Origin of the sequence: Promicromonospora panici (genome assembly GCF_900608595.1) — a bacterium.
GTDB lineage: Bacteria > Actinomycetota > Actinomycetes > Actinomycetales > Cellulomonadaceae > Promicromonospora > Promicromonospora panici.
Window position 1 is genome coordinate 299049 of the sequence record NZ_UWYY01000004.1, and the last position, 14876, is coordinate 313924.

9 protein-coding genes are annotated in these 14876 nt (G+C 70.5%); 5 read left to right on the forward strand and 4 right to left on the reverse strand.

Annotated features, from left to right (window positions below; translation table 11 throughout):
• Positions 1–101: 101 nt before the first annotated feature.
• Positions 102–2813 (reverse strand): glycine betaine ABC transporter substrate-binding protein, encoded by a 2712-nt coding sequence (locus tag EW117_RS06565; RefSeq protein WP_129784877.1) that lies wholly within the window; start codon positions 2811–2813, stop codon positions 102–104.
• A 168-nt stretch (positions 2814–2981) separates the two neighbouring features.
• On the opposite strand from EW117_RS06565, the gene EW117_RS06570 reads away from it, so the two are divergent.
• Entirely contained in the window at positions 2982–3581 is a 600-nt protein-coding gene (locus tag EW117_RS06570; RefSeq protein ID WP_129784879.1) for a protein-L-isoaspartate O-methyltransferase family protein, read from the forward strand.
• Between the two features lie 178 nt (positions 3582–3759).
• Positions 3760–4863, forward strand: coding sequence for a fatty acid desaturase family protein (locus tag EW117_RS06575; protein WP_242504118.1), 1104 nt, complete (start codon positions 3760–3762; stop codon positions 4861–4863).
• A 105-nt stretch (positions 4864–4968) separates the two neighbouring features.
• Here EW117_RS06575 and EW117_RS06580 read toward each other — a convergent pair whose 3' ends face one another.
• The 3 genes from EW117_RS06580 to EW117_RS06590 form a co-directional block, all read right to left on the reverse strand.
• Positions 4969–5598 carry a thymidine kinase gene (locus tag EW117_RS06580; protein ID WP_129784881.1) on the reverse strand — a complete coding sequence of 210 codons (630 nt, stop codon included), beginning with the start codon at positions 5596–5598 and terminating at the stop codon, positions 4969–4971.
• Between the two features lie 38 nt (positions 5599–5636).
• Entirely contained in the window at positions 5637–6785 is a 1149-nt protein-coding gene (locus EW117_RS06585) for an acyltransferase family protein (protein WP_165362530.1), read from the reverse strand.
• A 185-nt stretch (positions 6786–6970) separates the two neighbouring features.
• The gene (locus EW117_RS06590; RefSeq protein WP_242504119.1) at positions 6971–10675 is read right to left on the reverse strand and encodes a ribonuclease E/G; all 3705 of its coding nucleotides are present in this window, start codon (positions 10673–10675) and stop codon (positions 6971–6973) included.
• Between the two features lie 502 nt (positions 10676–11177).
• Here EW117_RS06590 and EW117_RS06595 point away from each other — a divergent pair.
• The 3 genes from EW117_RS06595 to EW117_RS06605 form a co-directional block, all read left to right on the forward strand.
• Entirely contained in the window at positions 11178–12674 is a 1497-nt protein-coding gene (locus EW117_RS06595; protein WP_129784885.1) for a cytochrome ubiquinol oxidase subunit I, read from the forward strand.
• 49 nt (positions 12675–12723) lie between these two features.
• Complete coding sequence (gene cydB / locus EW117_RS06600; RefSeq protein ID WP_129784887.1) at positions 12724–13773, forward strand: cytochrome d ubiquinol oxidase subunit II; 1050 nt, start codon at positions 12724–12726, stop codon at positions 13771–13773.
• Between the two features lie 34 nt (positions 13774–13807).
• On the forward strand, positions 13808–14876 hold a 1069-nt coding region (locus EW117_RS06605), incomplete at its 3' end, for an ABC transporter transmembrane domain-containing protein (protein ID WP_242504120.1).

The window sequence follows — 14876 nt, forward strand, 5'->3', positions numbered from 1 at the left end:
CACCAGGTTACGCGAAGGCCCCGACCGGTTCAAACCGGTGGGCGCGTGGCCTTGGCCACCTTGGCTAGGCGCGAAGGCAGACGTCAGTGCCGCGCCGAATATCAGTCGCCTGCTCGCCCCCACTGCGCCACGCGATCGGCGTTCTCGGCCAGCCATTGCTCGGCGACCTCTTGCGGATCTCGGCCGTCGAGGTCCACCGCTGCGATGAAGGCGCTGACGTCGTCCTCGGTGAACTCGACGTCCCGCAACACCCGGGCAGCCGCGGGCGAGGTCCGGTCCAACGAGGACGCCCATGCCACATGCACATCGACGTTCTCGTCGCCTTGGCCGGACGCCCATGGTATCGACGCGAGCCGGCGGAGTGTGTACTGCTCGTGGATGCCATCCGGTTCGTATCCGTAAAAGAGCAGGGGCCTCCCCGACGCGACCTCCTGCTCGAGCCGAGCCTTGAAGATGGTCTCCGAATAGGACTCTCCCTCGATCGACTCGTTGCCACTCGCCTCGAGCCAGGCGTCGAGGTTCTCCGTCGAGGCCCACCCCCGTGGCCCGATCCACATCTCGCCGACCCCGTCTCCGTCGCTGTCAAAGAGCTCCGCGACGTCCGGGTCGAACAAGTCCTCCGCCTTCGTCAGCGCGTCCCGTGAGCCGGCCGCGTCGAGCACGTAGACACCCTGGGTACCGCTGTAGGAGTGCTCGCTGAGCTGGATGGCTCCGGAGGCAACCCACTCGCGCACTGCCACGCCCTGGTTCTGGAGCCAGAGGTCCGGGTGTACCTGGATGGCGGGGTTCTCCCTGCCTATCCCGGCGACCGCGTCGACATGATCCACCTGCTCGATCTCGACGGTGACATCCGCCGATCCGAGCACCCCGGCGAGGACCGCGGCCGCGACGCCCGCTCCGGGCCAGCCGGGGTCGGCGATGGTCACGGTGGCTTGTCCCGTGTCGGGAAGCTCCTGAATCTCCCCCGGACGCGGGGACGACGCCGAGACCGTGCCGATCTCGCCGTTGAAGGCCGTGGGCATGAGCACGATGGCGAGAATGACCAGGGCAGCGGTGCCCAGGTAAAAGGCGTTGAAGCCCCGGCCTGGTGGGAGGGACTTGACCAGTCGGATCGGTTCGCCGTCGTTCCGAGTACGGATCCCATCACGCACCTGGGCCGCGGAGAACTCACCCGAGTCGAGGATCTCCGCCGGAAGGTAGTACCGCTTGCCGATCTCGCGGAAGCCCTGCTCCAGCCTCCAGATTTGGCTCGTGAAACCGTGAATGTTGTTGCGGTCGTAGTCACGGATAGCAAACATCGCCAGGAACGCCCCACCCGCGAACAAGATTGCACCGGCATTGCCTAGCGGAGAGTCCCCGCGCAGCAGCAGGACGAAGACGATACTGCCGAGCCCTGTGAGCCAGAGGGCGGCGCGCTCGCCGAGTGACAGCCGGTCCAGGTGGATGGCGAGCCAACCGTTGAAGGCGTCCATGGCGCTCTCCTGCGCCGGGGTGCGTGTGCCGTCCGAGCCAGCGAGGGAACGCTTTATCCGTAGCGCCCGGTTCTCTTTGCCCTCAGCCGTCGAGTCGTACTCGAGCTCGATGAGGTCCTGCAGAAGCACGTCGGCCTCGTCCTTGCCCGGAGTGGCGTCAGTCGCGATGAGCCGGCGGACCACTGTCGCCCGGGCGTCCAGCTCCTGCGTACGTCGCCCGGCCACCTGCGCGAGCGTGAAACCGGCAAGGATCGCAAAGAGCCCCGTGATTGCCGCTGCCATCTCCGGCACGGAGCTCAGCACGTTGCGAGGCAGCACCTGTGAGGCAAGCGCGACGTAGACGGTGGCTACAAGAGACAGGGAGAGGGCGTTCATCGACCGGTGCCGCGCGTGCAGGGTCAGGTTGGAGAAGAGGATGAGGACCAAACCGACGATGGCGATCGGCCGGACAGGCTCGTCAAAGAGCAGGTAGAGGAGGACGACCGAGACGGCCGGCGAAAAGTACGGCAGCGAGGACAGCGTGAGCGACTTGTACTCCTGGAACGCCCAGGTCCAGGTGATCTCGGCGACCAGATAGGTGCCGATCCCGATGAGAGCGCAGACCAGCAGAACCTGGGGGTCGAACGCGTAGAAACGCAAGGTGTGCCCTGTGATCTGCAGAGCTACGAGGACGATCACGAGCGCGGTGGCATTGGCCACCGAAATCGCGTAGAAGGTGGCGATCGGCCGTGAGTCGACAAGCCGGTCGAAGGAGCGAGTGGCGTTGATGGCAAAGGGCAGGTAGAGCCCGCTCCCGACTGCCGCAACGAAGGCCCAGATGATCTCGCCGCTGGAGTCGGTGGTCGAGTGCGCGACCCCGGCGTTCGACACGCCGATAGCTGCCGCCCCCACGAAAGAGGCCAGCACCATCAGCCATTCGTTCCACCTGAGCTTGCGAGCCGTCGTGGGCGAGAAGACCCGCATGGCGACGACAGCAATAAGGGGCCAGGTGAAGGCGATGATCGTGGCGTCTACCTTCGGCGCACCGTAGAGGGCGCGGTAGAAGCCGTAATACCAGAGAGCCAGGAAGACCCCGGAGAGCGCCGCGGAGGCGGCGCCCGAGAGGCTTTGCCGCCCGCCCCGTGCGATGGCCATGGTCTTTCTCCACAGCACAAGGGCGCCCGCCGCACTGGCAAGCAGCGAGATGACCGCCGCCACCACATACACCTCAGCGAAGTCGCCACGATCTCCGATGATGGAGATGAAGACAGGCTTGAGGGACCAGAACGCGACGGCAGTGAGAGCGGCGATAGTGACAGCCGCGACGGACAGCTTCGGGGTCGAGGTTCTCGCTGTGGTCAAAGCCTCTCCTGGTGCGCGCGGTCGAGGGCCGCAGTCTATGGGGGCTGTGAAATCGCTCGCCCCACCGCCGCGACGACGACCTCACGACCGGTAAACCGTCGTCATCCCGGGGTAGAGCACCTGGCGACCAGGATCCGCCTGTGCCTACCCTGGGATCGGGTGATCCCGATGATCTCGGAACCAGTAGTCGAGCATGACGACATAGAGCGGGCGATGCGAGCGGTGCCCCGCCGCGAGTTCCTGCCCCGGTCCCAGCGGCCGTTCGCGGGTCAGGACCGGCCCCTGCCGATCGGACGCGGCCAGACGTCGTCGCAGCCGGCCACGGTTGGCGCGATGCTTCGTCTCCTGCGTGTGCCGATCGGCGCGCGCGTGCTGGACATCGGCGCGGGCTCCGGCTGGACCACTGCCCTGCTCGCCTACCTGACCGGGCCGCAGGGCTCGGTGCTCGGCGTCGAGCGCGACGGCCGCCTCGCCGAATGGGGCGCCGCGAACGTCGAACGGACCGGGATGCAGTGGGCGCAGGTCGTGCAGGCCACGCCCGGCGTGCTCGGCCAGCCGCGGGAGAACGGCTGGGACCGCATCCTGGTGTCGGCGTCAGCCCCGGCGCTGCCGCGGGCGCTGGTGGAGCAGGTCGGGTACGGCGGCCGCATGGTCATCCCGATCCGGACGTCCCTCCTGCTCATCGAGCGGCTGCCCGACGGACGCACCCGCGCGACCGAACACGGCGGATACAGGTTCGTGCCACTCATCGAAGACAAAGCGCACTGATTCGGCGAACGCACGGACAAGTAAAGGTCAACGCACCGTCTAAAACTCTTCGCGAGGCGTCCACAACTGCCCCGCGCGACCGTAACCTACGGTCCCGTAGGCTCAGGGCATCTGCACGATGGACGACCCCCGTCCGACTCCGCGACTGGGAAGTCGACACCGAGCATGTGAGGACCACATGGCCCAAGCTGCCCCCATCGTCCGCGAGGGCTTCCGCCCGACCAGACCGCGCGACCCCGATGCGCAGCCGGTGACCAGCACCTACTCGTCGCTCGCACGTACCGTGCGCGACGCCGGACTGCTCCACCGCGCCCACCATTACTACGCCTGGACCCTCGCCGCGCTCACCGTCGCGCTCGGCGGGATCGTCACCGGGTTCGTCCTGCTGGGCGACTCGTGGTTCCAGCTCCTCATGGCCGGAGCACTCGGCCTGGTGATGACGCAGTTCGCCTTCGTGGCGCACGAGGCCTCGCACCGCCAGGTCTTCGAGTCCGGCCCCCGCAACGACCGGGTGGGCCGCCTCCTCGCCAACGCGGTCGTGGGCATCAGCTACTCGTGGTGGATGAACAAGCACACCCGGCACCACGCCAACCCGAACAGAGTCGGCAAGGACCCGGACATCGAGAACGACACGATCGCGTTCACCGAGGACGGCGCCCGCGAGCAGCGTGGGCTCAAGCGGTGGATCAACAGGTACCAGGGCTGGCTGTTCTTCCCCCTGCTCACCCTCGAGGGCGTGAACCTGCACATCACCTCGATCCGTTCGCTGTTCCACGGACCGCCCGAGACCCTGCGGACCCGCATCCGTGAGCTGGTCACCATCACGGTCCGCCTCTCCGCCTACGTCGCGATCCTGTTCTGGGCACTGCCGCCCGGTATGGCCTTCGCGTTCCTCGGCGTGCAGATGGCCGTGTTCGGCGTCTACATGGGCGCGTCGTTCGCGCCCAACCACAAGGGCATGGCGATCATCCCCGCCGACAGCCGCATGGACTTCCTGTCGAAGCAGGTCCTTACCTCGCGGAACATCCGCGGCGGCTGGTTCATGAACATCCTCATGGGCGGGCTCAACTTCCAGATCGAGCACCACCTGTTCCCGAGCATGCCGCGGCCGCACCTCATCCGGACCGCCGAGATCGTCCGGGAGCACTGCGCGCACCTCGGTATCCCCTACACGGAGACGAGCCTGGCGCAGTCGTACATGATCGTCGTCGCCTATCTGAACCGCGTGGGGCTCGCGGCGCGCGACCCGTTCGACTGCCCGCAGTACAAGCTGATGCGCTGACGCATCAGCACGTCGTCGCCGAAGTAGAACGCCTGTCCGACGCACGCTCTACTTCGGCGACGGGTGTCGGACAGGCGGTCTATTTCGGCGACGGTGCCCTGGCGCTCACAGGTCCGCGTGCCTCCGGCAGCGCGCCTCGTACGACTCCGCCCCGCCCACGTGCGCGGCGACCGGCATGAGCGCGCCGCCCGGGTGCCCGGAGCCGGCGTCGGGCACCGGGGGCGCTCCCGGAACGCGGACGTGGAACGCGGCGTCCGCGCCGCACACCGAGCAGACGGCGGTGAGCTTGTCCACGGACTCGGCGAGCGCCATCAGCTCGGGCAGGGGCGAGAAAGGCTGCCCGTCGAACGTGACCGACAGCCCGGCGACGACCACCACGAGCCCGCGCCCGGCCAGCTCCGAGACCACGGGCACCAGGCCGACGCCGAAGAACTGGGCCTCGTCGATGGCGACGAGCTCGGTCCCGGCGTCAGCTCCGCCGTCTGTTCCGGCGCCGGTCCGGAGCAGGCCGGGGACCTCCGCGGCGTCGGACACCGTGTGCGACGTCACGCCCAGCCCCGTGTGCGAGCTCACCCGGCCGAGGCCGCGCCGGGCATCCAGTGCATGACTGACCACCAGCACGCCGCGCCGCGCGATCTCGGCTCGGCGCACCCGGCGCAGCAGCTCCTCGGACTTGCCCGCGAACATCGGGCCGGCGATCACTTCGAGGCGCCCGGCGCCCAGCCCATCCTTCATGGGAACCAGTCAAGCATTCGCCGGGTTGGCGGGCAGGGCTACAGCACCCGTGACACCCCCGGGATCCGCCGCAGCAGGTGCGCAGACAGCCAGCACAGCGGCACCGCGATCGCGAGCAGGATCAGGAACTTCACTCCCGCAGGAGCCACGATCGGCGCCAGGAGAATCGCCACGCCGACCAGCACGAGCGGGTGGATGACGTACACGGCGAACGAGTTCTGCGCGGCGAACCTCGCCCAGGCGGGCTGCCCGGAGAACTTCTCCCGGAACAGTACGAGCAGCGCGACGATCGTGCTCACCGCGAAGATGTTCTCGGCGAGGGAAGCGCCGAGCTGAGCGAGGGCGCCGGCGCCCGGCGCCGTCGCGAGGGCGACCGTACCGAGCGCCACTCCTACGCTGGCGAGCGCCACGACCATGGCCACCCACCCATGCCGCACGGTGAGCCCGGCGAGCCACCCGCGCTGTGCGGCCAGCAGTCCGACGATGAACAGGATCACGTACTGCGGCAGGTACGCCGGCGAGGGCAGCCCCACGAACTCCCAGTAGGTTCCGGCCGGCACCACCAGCCGCCAGAGGAACGACACGACGGTCAGCAGCGCCACGAGCCCAGCGATCGCCCGGAAGGTGACCGGACGGGGCTGGACCTCGGCCGCGAAGCGAGCACCGGCGTCGGTCGCCCCCGGCATGGCGGCGGACCGGGAGCGAAGCGCGCGGAAGGCGGCGTACGCGAGCGACAGCACGAGAAGCACCTCGACGAACCACAGCGGCCCGACGTCGCCCACGGTGAACCAGAAGCGCAGGAACGACTCCCCGTCCGCCTGGTGCTCGGGCCACGACGGAAGGTGCAGGACCGGCCGCGCCACCAGCCAGAACGCCACCAGCGGAATGCCGAGCCGCACCAGGCGGTCCCGGGCGAAGACGCCCGGCCCCTTGCGGTCCACCGACCCCGGGACGAACAGGCCGGAGAGCATGAAGAAGAAGCCCATGAAATAGAACTGGTTCACGATCACCAGCAGCATCAGCGCGATGCCCGACGGGCTGTCGCTCGGCTGCGTCCAGTACCAGAGCGGGAGCGCGCCGTAGGTCACGGCGCTGTGATGCGCCAGGACCAGCACGGTCAGCAGGACCCGCAGGTTGTCGACGTACCCCAGTCTGGTGGCGGTCAGCCTCGCGGTGGTCGTTGTCATTGTGGTCTCCGACGCTCGTTGGTTCATTACTTGACTAATGAACCACAGAACATCGACGGCCCGCAAGGGAGATTTCGGCGGACGACCGTAGGGCGCAAAAAACGAGGGCCGCCACCTCGCGGTGGCGACCCTCCTCGGGATCAGGTCAGCGGCCCAGCAGCCGCGCCCAGAAGCCCTTCTTGTTCTCAGGCGACCTCGTCGCCAGCTCCTTTGGGCGGTTCCGGCTGCCCAGTGCCGGAGCCCCCCTCCGGCGCGTCGCTCGCGGCCTGTCCGGCGGCCGCCGGCGAGTCCGCAGAGGCGGGTGATTCCAGCGAGCCGTCCGACGCCGCCGGGGACTCCGGGCCGGACGAAGGGCCGCCTGCCGGCCCTCCGGCCGGCAGCTGGATCTCGTCCAGGGTTGCGGGACCGTCCTCCGCTGAGTCCTTGGCCTCGTGCGCGTGCTGCGCGGCGGCCGCGATCGTCGCGAGCGTGGCCTTGACGGCCTCGCGCGCCTCGGACCGCTCCTCGGGCAGGCTCGCGACCGGAGCCGCCGCCTCCGGCAGCAGGGCCTTCTCCTTGACCTCCTTGCCCCGCTTGCGGCGTGCCCGAGCGGAACGCGGGCCCTCCTCGGAAGACGGCGCGGGAGTGCCGTTGGAAGCCGCGCCGTTGCCCGACTTCTCGATCGGCTCGTCGTGCACGATGAAGCCGCGGCCCTTGCAGTGCTCGCACGTCTCGGAGAACGCCTCCACCAGGCCCTGGCCCACGCGCTTGCGCGTCATCTGGACCAGCCCGAGCGAAGTCACCTCGGCCACCTGGTGCTTGGTGCGGTCCCGGCCCAGGCACTCGACCAGACGGCGCAGCACCAGGTCACGGTTCGACTCGAGCACCATGTCGATGAAGTCGATGACGATGATGCCGCCGATGTCGCGCAGGCGGAGCTGCCGCACGATCTCCTCGGCCGCCTCGAGGTTGTTCCGCGTGACGGTCTCCTCGAGCGTGCCGCCCGCACCGGTGAACTTGCCGGTGTTGACGTCCACGACGGTCATGGCCTCGGTGCGGTCGATGACCAGCGAGCCGCCCGACGGCAGCCAGACCTTGCGGTCCATACCCTTGGCGAGCTGCTCGTCCACGCGGTGCACGTGGAACACGTCGGTGTTCTCGACCCACTTGGACACGCGCTCGCGCAGGTCGGGAGCGAGCTCCTCGACGTAGTGCGCGATCTCGTCCCACGCACCCTCGCCCTGCACCACCAGCGACGAGAAGTCGTCGTTGAAGATGTCGCGGACGACGCGGATGGCCATGTCCGGCTCACCCTGCAGCAGCGCCGGGGCGGACGCCTTCTTGGACTTGACCTGGATGGCGTCCCACTGCCCCTGCAGGCGCTCGACGTCGGCGCGCAGCTCCTCCTCGCTCGCCCCCTCCGCGGCGGTGCGCACGATGACGCCTGCACCCTCGGGGACCACCTCGCGGAGGATCTTCTTGAGGCGCGAGCGCTCGGTGTCGGGCAGCTTGCGGCTGATGCCGGTCATGCCGCCGCCCGGCACGAACACCAGGTACCGGCCCGCGAGTGTGACCTGGCTCGTGAGCCGGGCACCCTTGTGGCCGATCGGGTCCTTGGTGACCTGCACCAGGACCGAGTCGCCCGACTTCAGCGCCTGCTCGATCCGGCGCGGCTGGCCCTCGAGGCCCACCGCGTCCCAGTTCACCTCGCCCGCGTACAGCACGGCGTTGCGGCCCTTGCCGACGTCGACGAACGCGGCCTCCATGGAGGGCAGCACGTTCTGGACCCGGCCCAGGTACACGTTGCCGGCCATCGACGCCTGCGACTGCTGCGAGACGTAGTGCTCCACGAGCACGCCGTCCTCCAGCACCGCGATCTGCGTGCGACCTTCCTTCTCGCGCACGATCATCGACCGCTGCACCGACTCGCGGCGGGCCAGGAACTCGGCCTCGGTGATGATCTGGCGACGCCGGCCGTGGTCGCGGCCCTCACGGCGCCGCTGCTTCTTCGCCTCGAGGCGCGTGGAGCCCTTGAGCGCGGTGACCTCGTCGCTCCGGCTCGAGCGGACGGCGGCGGCCTCGGCCCGCTCGCCGCGCGTGCCCCGGCGACGACGGCGCCGACGGCGGCTGCCGCCCTCGCCCTCGCCCTCACCCTCGCCGGCGTCCTGCGCCGCGTCCTGGTCCTCGGCCTCGTCGGCGGCGGACTCCTGCGAGTCCTCCTCGGACTCGTCGTCCTGGTCCTCGTCCGCCGAGTCGTCCATGTCGTCCGAGCGGTTCGAGCGGCCGCCGCGGCGGCCCCGTCCGCCCCGACGACGACGGCGGCGCGACGGGCGCACCTCTTCGTCGTCGTACTCCTCGAAGTCCGCCGGAGCGAGCTCCTCGAGCTCGACCCCCTCGGCGGCCAGCTCCTCCTCGATCGCGCCGACCTCGTCCACGGCCGCGGCGTCGTCCTCGCTCAGCTCCGCGGCGACGAACTGCGGCGCCGTGGGGACGTCCGCCTCGCGGGCGGGGGCCTCCGGCGTGGCGTCGGCGGCGGGCTCGACCTGCGCGGTCTCCTCGGCCTCGGGACGGGCCGCCTGCTCGGTGCTGGGGCCTGTGCGACGCACGGCCCTGCGCGAGCCGGACCTCCGCGAACGGGGCGCGGGCGGGGCCTCGGGCGCACTCTCGGCCCGGGTCTCGGTCGTGGCCGCTGCGGGTCGCTCCGCGGCACGCTCCTCGACGGGCTCCGCCGCACGGGGCGCGGGTGCCTCGGTGGCGGGCTCGACCGGGCGGGCGACGGGACGCGCGAACTGCGGCGTCAGGTCCTGCGGGCGCGGCGGGCCGGCGGGGGCCTGCGCGCGCCGCGAACGGCGCGCCGCGGAGTCGTCCGGCGCCTGGAACAGCAGCGCCGTCGTGGCGAGCCGGGGCACACGCGTGCCCGACGTCGTAGCGGCGGTCGAGACCGGAGCCTGCGCGGCCGGGGTCTCGGTCTCGGCAGCAGGCGTCTCGGCCGGCTCCGAGGTCGCGCGGCGGCTACGGCGTGCGCGGGTCTTCGGGGCCTCGGCGGCCGGGGCCTCCTGGGCCGGCGGCTCGGTGACAGGCGCCACAGCGGCGCCGTCGACCGGCGCTGCCTCGGCAGCCGGCTCCACGGCCGGTTCGGCCGCGGCGGGCTTGCGTCGCGACCGGGCGCGCTTGGGCGCGGCCTCAGCGGCGGGCTCTGTCGCTGCCGGCTCGGCCTTCTTGCGGGTGCGGCGCTTCGGAGCCGTCGTCTCGGGCTCCGGCGTCGGACCGCCGGGCAGGACGATGTCGTCGAGGCTGGCGACCTCGTGCGCCGGCGCCTCGGCGGGCGCCACGGGCTCGGGCAGGACGATGTCGAGCGGAGCGGGCTCCTCGGTTACGGGCTCGGGCTGCGCCTCGGGCTCGGGCTCGACGACTGCGCTGTCGGCAGCCTCGGGCTCAGCGATCTCGGCGACCGGCGCGGCCTCGACAGTGATCTCCGTCTCAGTCGGGACCGGCTCGCTCGCCGGAGCAGGCTCGGCGGCCGGCTCCGCGGCGGGCTGCTCGAGCGCCGTCGGCTCAGCCTGGGCGGGGGCCGCGGCGGGTGACGAGACGCCGCGCGTGGCGCGCCGGCGCGGGCGCTTGGCGGCCGGCTCGCCGGTCGCGGAGGCAGCGGGAGTGGCCACGGCGGCGGTACCGGCCGTGGTCACCGGCTGGGCATCGGCCGGGGTCTCGGAAACTCCGGAAGAACCGACGACGATGGGCTCGACGGCGGCCGTCGAGACGACGGACCGAGTAGCCCGACGACGCGGGCGCTTGGCCGGCGTCGCGTCCGCCGGAGCCTCCCCACCAGTGGTGACCTGGGCGTTCGCCTCAGGTGCGTCGTGATCATCCTGTGACCCGATGGTCGAACCGGTGGTGCTGGAAGGCGTCACGTTGGGTGCTCCTGTAGCCGGCGTCCGCCCCACACCACGCGGACCGCCAAGCGGTCGGTCGTCCGGCTATGCATCGCGGCGAAGCGACACATCCGAACCGAAGTCTCGGCTGCGGCCCTGTTCCTGCGATCTTCGCGGACGCCTGCGGCCACGTTCTGTCGTGACAGCGGCACCGCGTGCGGATCGCGGGCAGTGTTGGACTCTGCAGGCCGCGCAGGGATGTGGGCCTACGCGGGTTCGTCCAGTATCGCACAAGAGACCGAGCCCGCCCTGCCTGGGCCCGAAGCGGAACCGCAGGCTCTGGCGGTAGCCGGCAGAGCCCGAGCGGGAAGCGTGACGCAGGTCGCGGTGCCAGACGAGCAGAACAGCCCCCAGCTGCGTGTAGGGTGCCTTGTGAAGACATTCACAAGCGACGCGCTCACCTCGCGGCAACACGTGGACCTGCTGGATCAGGCCCGGCGCCCAGGGGTCAGGACCGTCGGAGACACCTCAGGAGCCCGGAGTGGAAGCTCTCGACCTGGCACGCTGGCAGTTCGGCATCACCACCGTCTACCACTTCATCTTCGTGCCGCTCACGATCGGCCTCGCGCCGCTGGTGGCCATCATGCAGACGGCCTGGGTCCGCACCGGGAACGAGCGGTGGCTGCGGCTGACGAAGTTCTTCGGGAAGCTGCTCCTGATCAACTTCGCGCTCGGCGTGGTCACCGGGATCGTGCAGGAGTTCCAGTTCGGGATGAACTGGAGCGAGTACTCCCGGTTCGTCGGCGACGTGTTCGGGGCGCCGCTCGCCATGGAGGCCCTCGCGGCGTTCTTCGTGGAGTCGACGTTCCTCGGCCTGTGGATCTTCGGCTGGGACCGCCTGAACAAGCGGGTCCACCTCGCCTGCATCTGGGCCGTGGCCGTCGCGGTGAACCTGTCGGCCTTCTTCATTCTCGCCGCGAACTCGTGGATGCAGCACCCGGTGGGCGCCCGGTTCAACCCCGAGACGGGCCGCGCCGAGATGGAGTCGATCTGGGCGATCCTCGGCAACAACACGCTGTGGGCGGCCTTCCCGCACGCCGTGGCCGCCGCGTTCCTCACGGCCGGGACGTTCGTGGCCGGGATCGCCGCGTGGTGGATGGTGCGTCTGGCTCGCACCAGGCGGGAGGAGTCGATCGAGCTCGCCCGCAACGTCTACCGGCCCGCGGTGGTCCTGGGCACCGTGGTCATGCTGGTCGCGGGCGCCGGCGTCGCGCTGACGGGTGATGCCCAGGCCAAGCTGATGTACGAGCAGCAGCCCGGCAAGATGGCGTCGGCCGAGGCGCTGTGCGAGGGCGAGCAGGCCGCGAGCTTCTCGATCCTCACGATCGGCGACCTGTCCAACTCGTGCGCGGGCGTGCGGCACATCCTGGAGGTGCCGGGTCTGACCAGCTACCTCGGCACCGGCAGCTTCTCCGGGCCGGAGAGCTACCTGCCCGGCGTCAACGACGTGCAGGAGGAGTACTCCCAGCGGTACAGCGAGACCGACGACGCCGGCAACCCCATTTCGTACACACCGAACCTCGCCGTGACCTACTGGAGCTTCCGGCTCATGATCGGCTTCGCCGCCGGGTCCGCGCTGCTCGCCCTCGCCGCCCTCTGGTTCACCCGCGGCGGACGGGTGAGCGACAACCCCTGGCTCGCCAGGATCGGCATCGCCGCGATCCCCACGCCGTTCATCGCGTCGTCGTTCGGGTGGATCTTCACCGAGATGGGCCGCCAGCCCTGGGTGGTCGCGCCGAACCCCACGGGCATCGACCAGATCCGGCTGCTCACGATGCGCGGCGTCTCCGAGGTGGTGAGCCCGGGCATGGTGATCACCTCGATGATCGTGTTCACCCTGCTCTACGGCGTGCTCGCCGTGGTCTGGTACCGGCTCATGCACCGGTACGCGGTCGAGGGAGTGCCCGCGACGGTCCGCGACGAGTCGCCCGAGGCCGCGAAGGACGAGACCGACCGGCCGCTCTCGTTCGCCTACTGACCCGACTGCCGACCACCGCCAGAACCCAAGACTGACAAAGGACGTGACCGTGGACCTCGCACTCGTGTGGTTCTTCATCATCGCGATTCTGTGGACCGGGTACCTCGTGCTCGAGGGCTTCGACTTCGGCGTCGGGATGCTGATGTCGCTGCTCCCGCGCGGTGACTCCGCGCACCGGGAGAAGGAGCGGCGGGTGCTGGTGAACAGCATCGGGCCGGTCTGGGACGGCAACGAGGTGTGGCTGATCACCGCCGTCGGCGCCACCTTCGCGGCATTCCCCGAGTGGTACGCCACCCTGTTCTCCGGCTTCTACCTGCCGCTGCTCGTCATCCTTGTGGTGCTCATCGTGCGCGGCGTCGCCTTCGAGTACCGCGGCAAGATCTCCGACGCCGGCTGGGCGCGCCGCTGCGACATCGCCATCCACGTGGGTTCCTGGGTGCCGGCCATCCTCTGGGGTATGACGTTCGCGAACCTGGTCCGCGGCGTCGAACTCTCCGACACGCACCAGTACCTGGGCGGGCTTGCGTCCCTGCTCAACCCGTTCGCGCTGCTCGGCGGCGCCACGACGCTCGTGCTGTTCCTCCTGCACGGCTCCGTGTTCGTCGCGCTCAAGACGGACGGCGAGATCCGGGCCCGCGCCCGCCGGTTCGCGGGCGTCCTCTCCGCGGCGGCCCTGGCCGTGGCCGGCGGGTGGGCCCTCTGGGCGCAGCTCGCGTTCTCCGTCACCTGGACGTGGGCCGTCGTGGCGGCCGCCGCGCTGGCCCTGGTCGGCGTCGCGCTGACCAACCGTGCCGGGCGCGAGGGCTGGGCGTTCGGGCTCTCCGCGGCGACGATCATCGCCGCCGTGGTCCTGATCTTCGGGTCCATGTTTCCCGACGTCATGCCCGGCCTGGACGGCGGCCCCGCCCTGAGCATCGCGGAGGCCTCCTCGACGCCGTACACCCTGACCGTCCTGACGTGGGCGGCCGTGGTGCTCACGCCCGTCGTGATCCTGTACCAGGGCTGGACCTACTGGGTGTTCCGGCGCAGGCTGACCGTGGACCACATCCCCGCGCCGGCAGGGCTCACCTGGAAGAAGATCAAGGAGTCGGCGTTCTGAACCGGTTCTTGGACGGGCACGGGAGCGCAGACGCATGAGACCCCTCGACCCCCGGCTGCTGCGGCAGGTGCGCGCGGCCCGCTGGTACGTGGCGCTCACGGTCGGGCTCGGGGTGGCCTCCGCCGGGCTGATCGTGGCGCAGGCTCTGCTCATCGCGGCGTTGCTGGCGCCGGTGGTGCATGGGGGCGTCCGGGGGCCGACCGCGACGTGGTCCTTCGCCGCGCTGGCGCTCGTCGTCGCGGGGCGCGCGGGTGTCGCGTGGGCGCAGGAGCGATACGCGCTACGCGCCGCCGCCCGGACCATCGCCGAGCTGCGGCGCGCGGTGGTCGAGGCGTGGGCACAGCGTGGCCCCCGGGCGGCTCCCCCAGGCGGGACGGCGGACGACGGGGCCGGCGTCCCGGCGTCGGGCAGCGGACATGGGGCGAGCCCGGAGGCCGAGGTCGCCACCCTCGCGACGCGCGGGCTCGACGCGCTCGAGCCGTACCTCGTGCGCTACGTGCCGCAGCTCGTGCTGACGGCGCTGGTCACGCCCGCGCTGGTCCTGGTGGTGCTGGGGCTCGACTGGGTCTCGGCGCTGATCGTCATCGTCACGCTGCCCCTCGTGCCGGTGTTCATGGTGCTGGTCGGACGGCTGACGGCCGGGGCGTCCGAGCGGCGTCTCGCCACCGTGGAACGGCTCGGCTCCCAGGTGCTCGACCTCGTCGCCGGGCTGCCGACGCTGCGGGCTTTCGGGCGGTCGTTCGGGCCGGGCGAACGGGTGCGTGCGCTGGGCGACGCCTCCCGCAAGGCCACGATGGGGACGCTGCGGATCGCGTTCCTGTCCTCGATGGTGCTCGAGCTGCTCACGACGCTTTCGGTGGCGATCGTCGCGGTCGGCGTGGGGCTGCGGCTCGTCGAAGGCGCCATGTTGCTGCAGCCGGCGATCGCTGTGCTGGTGCTGGCGCCCGAGGTGTATCTGCCGCTGCGGCGCGTTGGGGCTGAGTTTCATGCATCCGCCGACGGTCTGGCGGCTGTTTCTCGGGTTTTTGCTCTGCTTGGGCCCAGCGGTTCCGTCCGGTCGGAGGGCCGGGCGAGCGCCGGTGGTGGGGTTGGCGGCGGAGTTG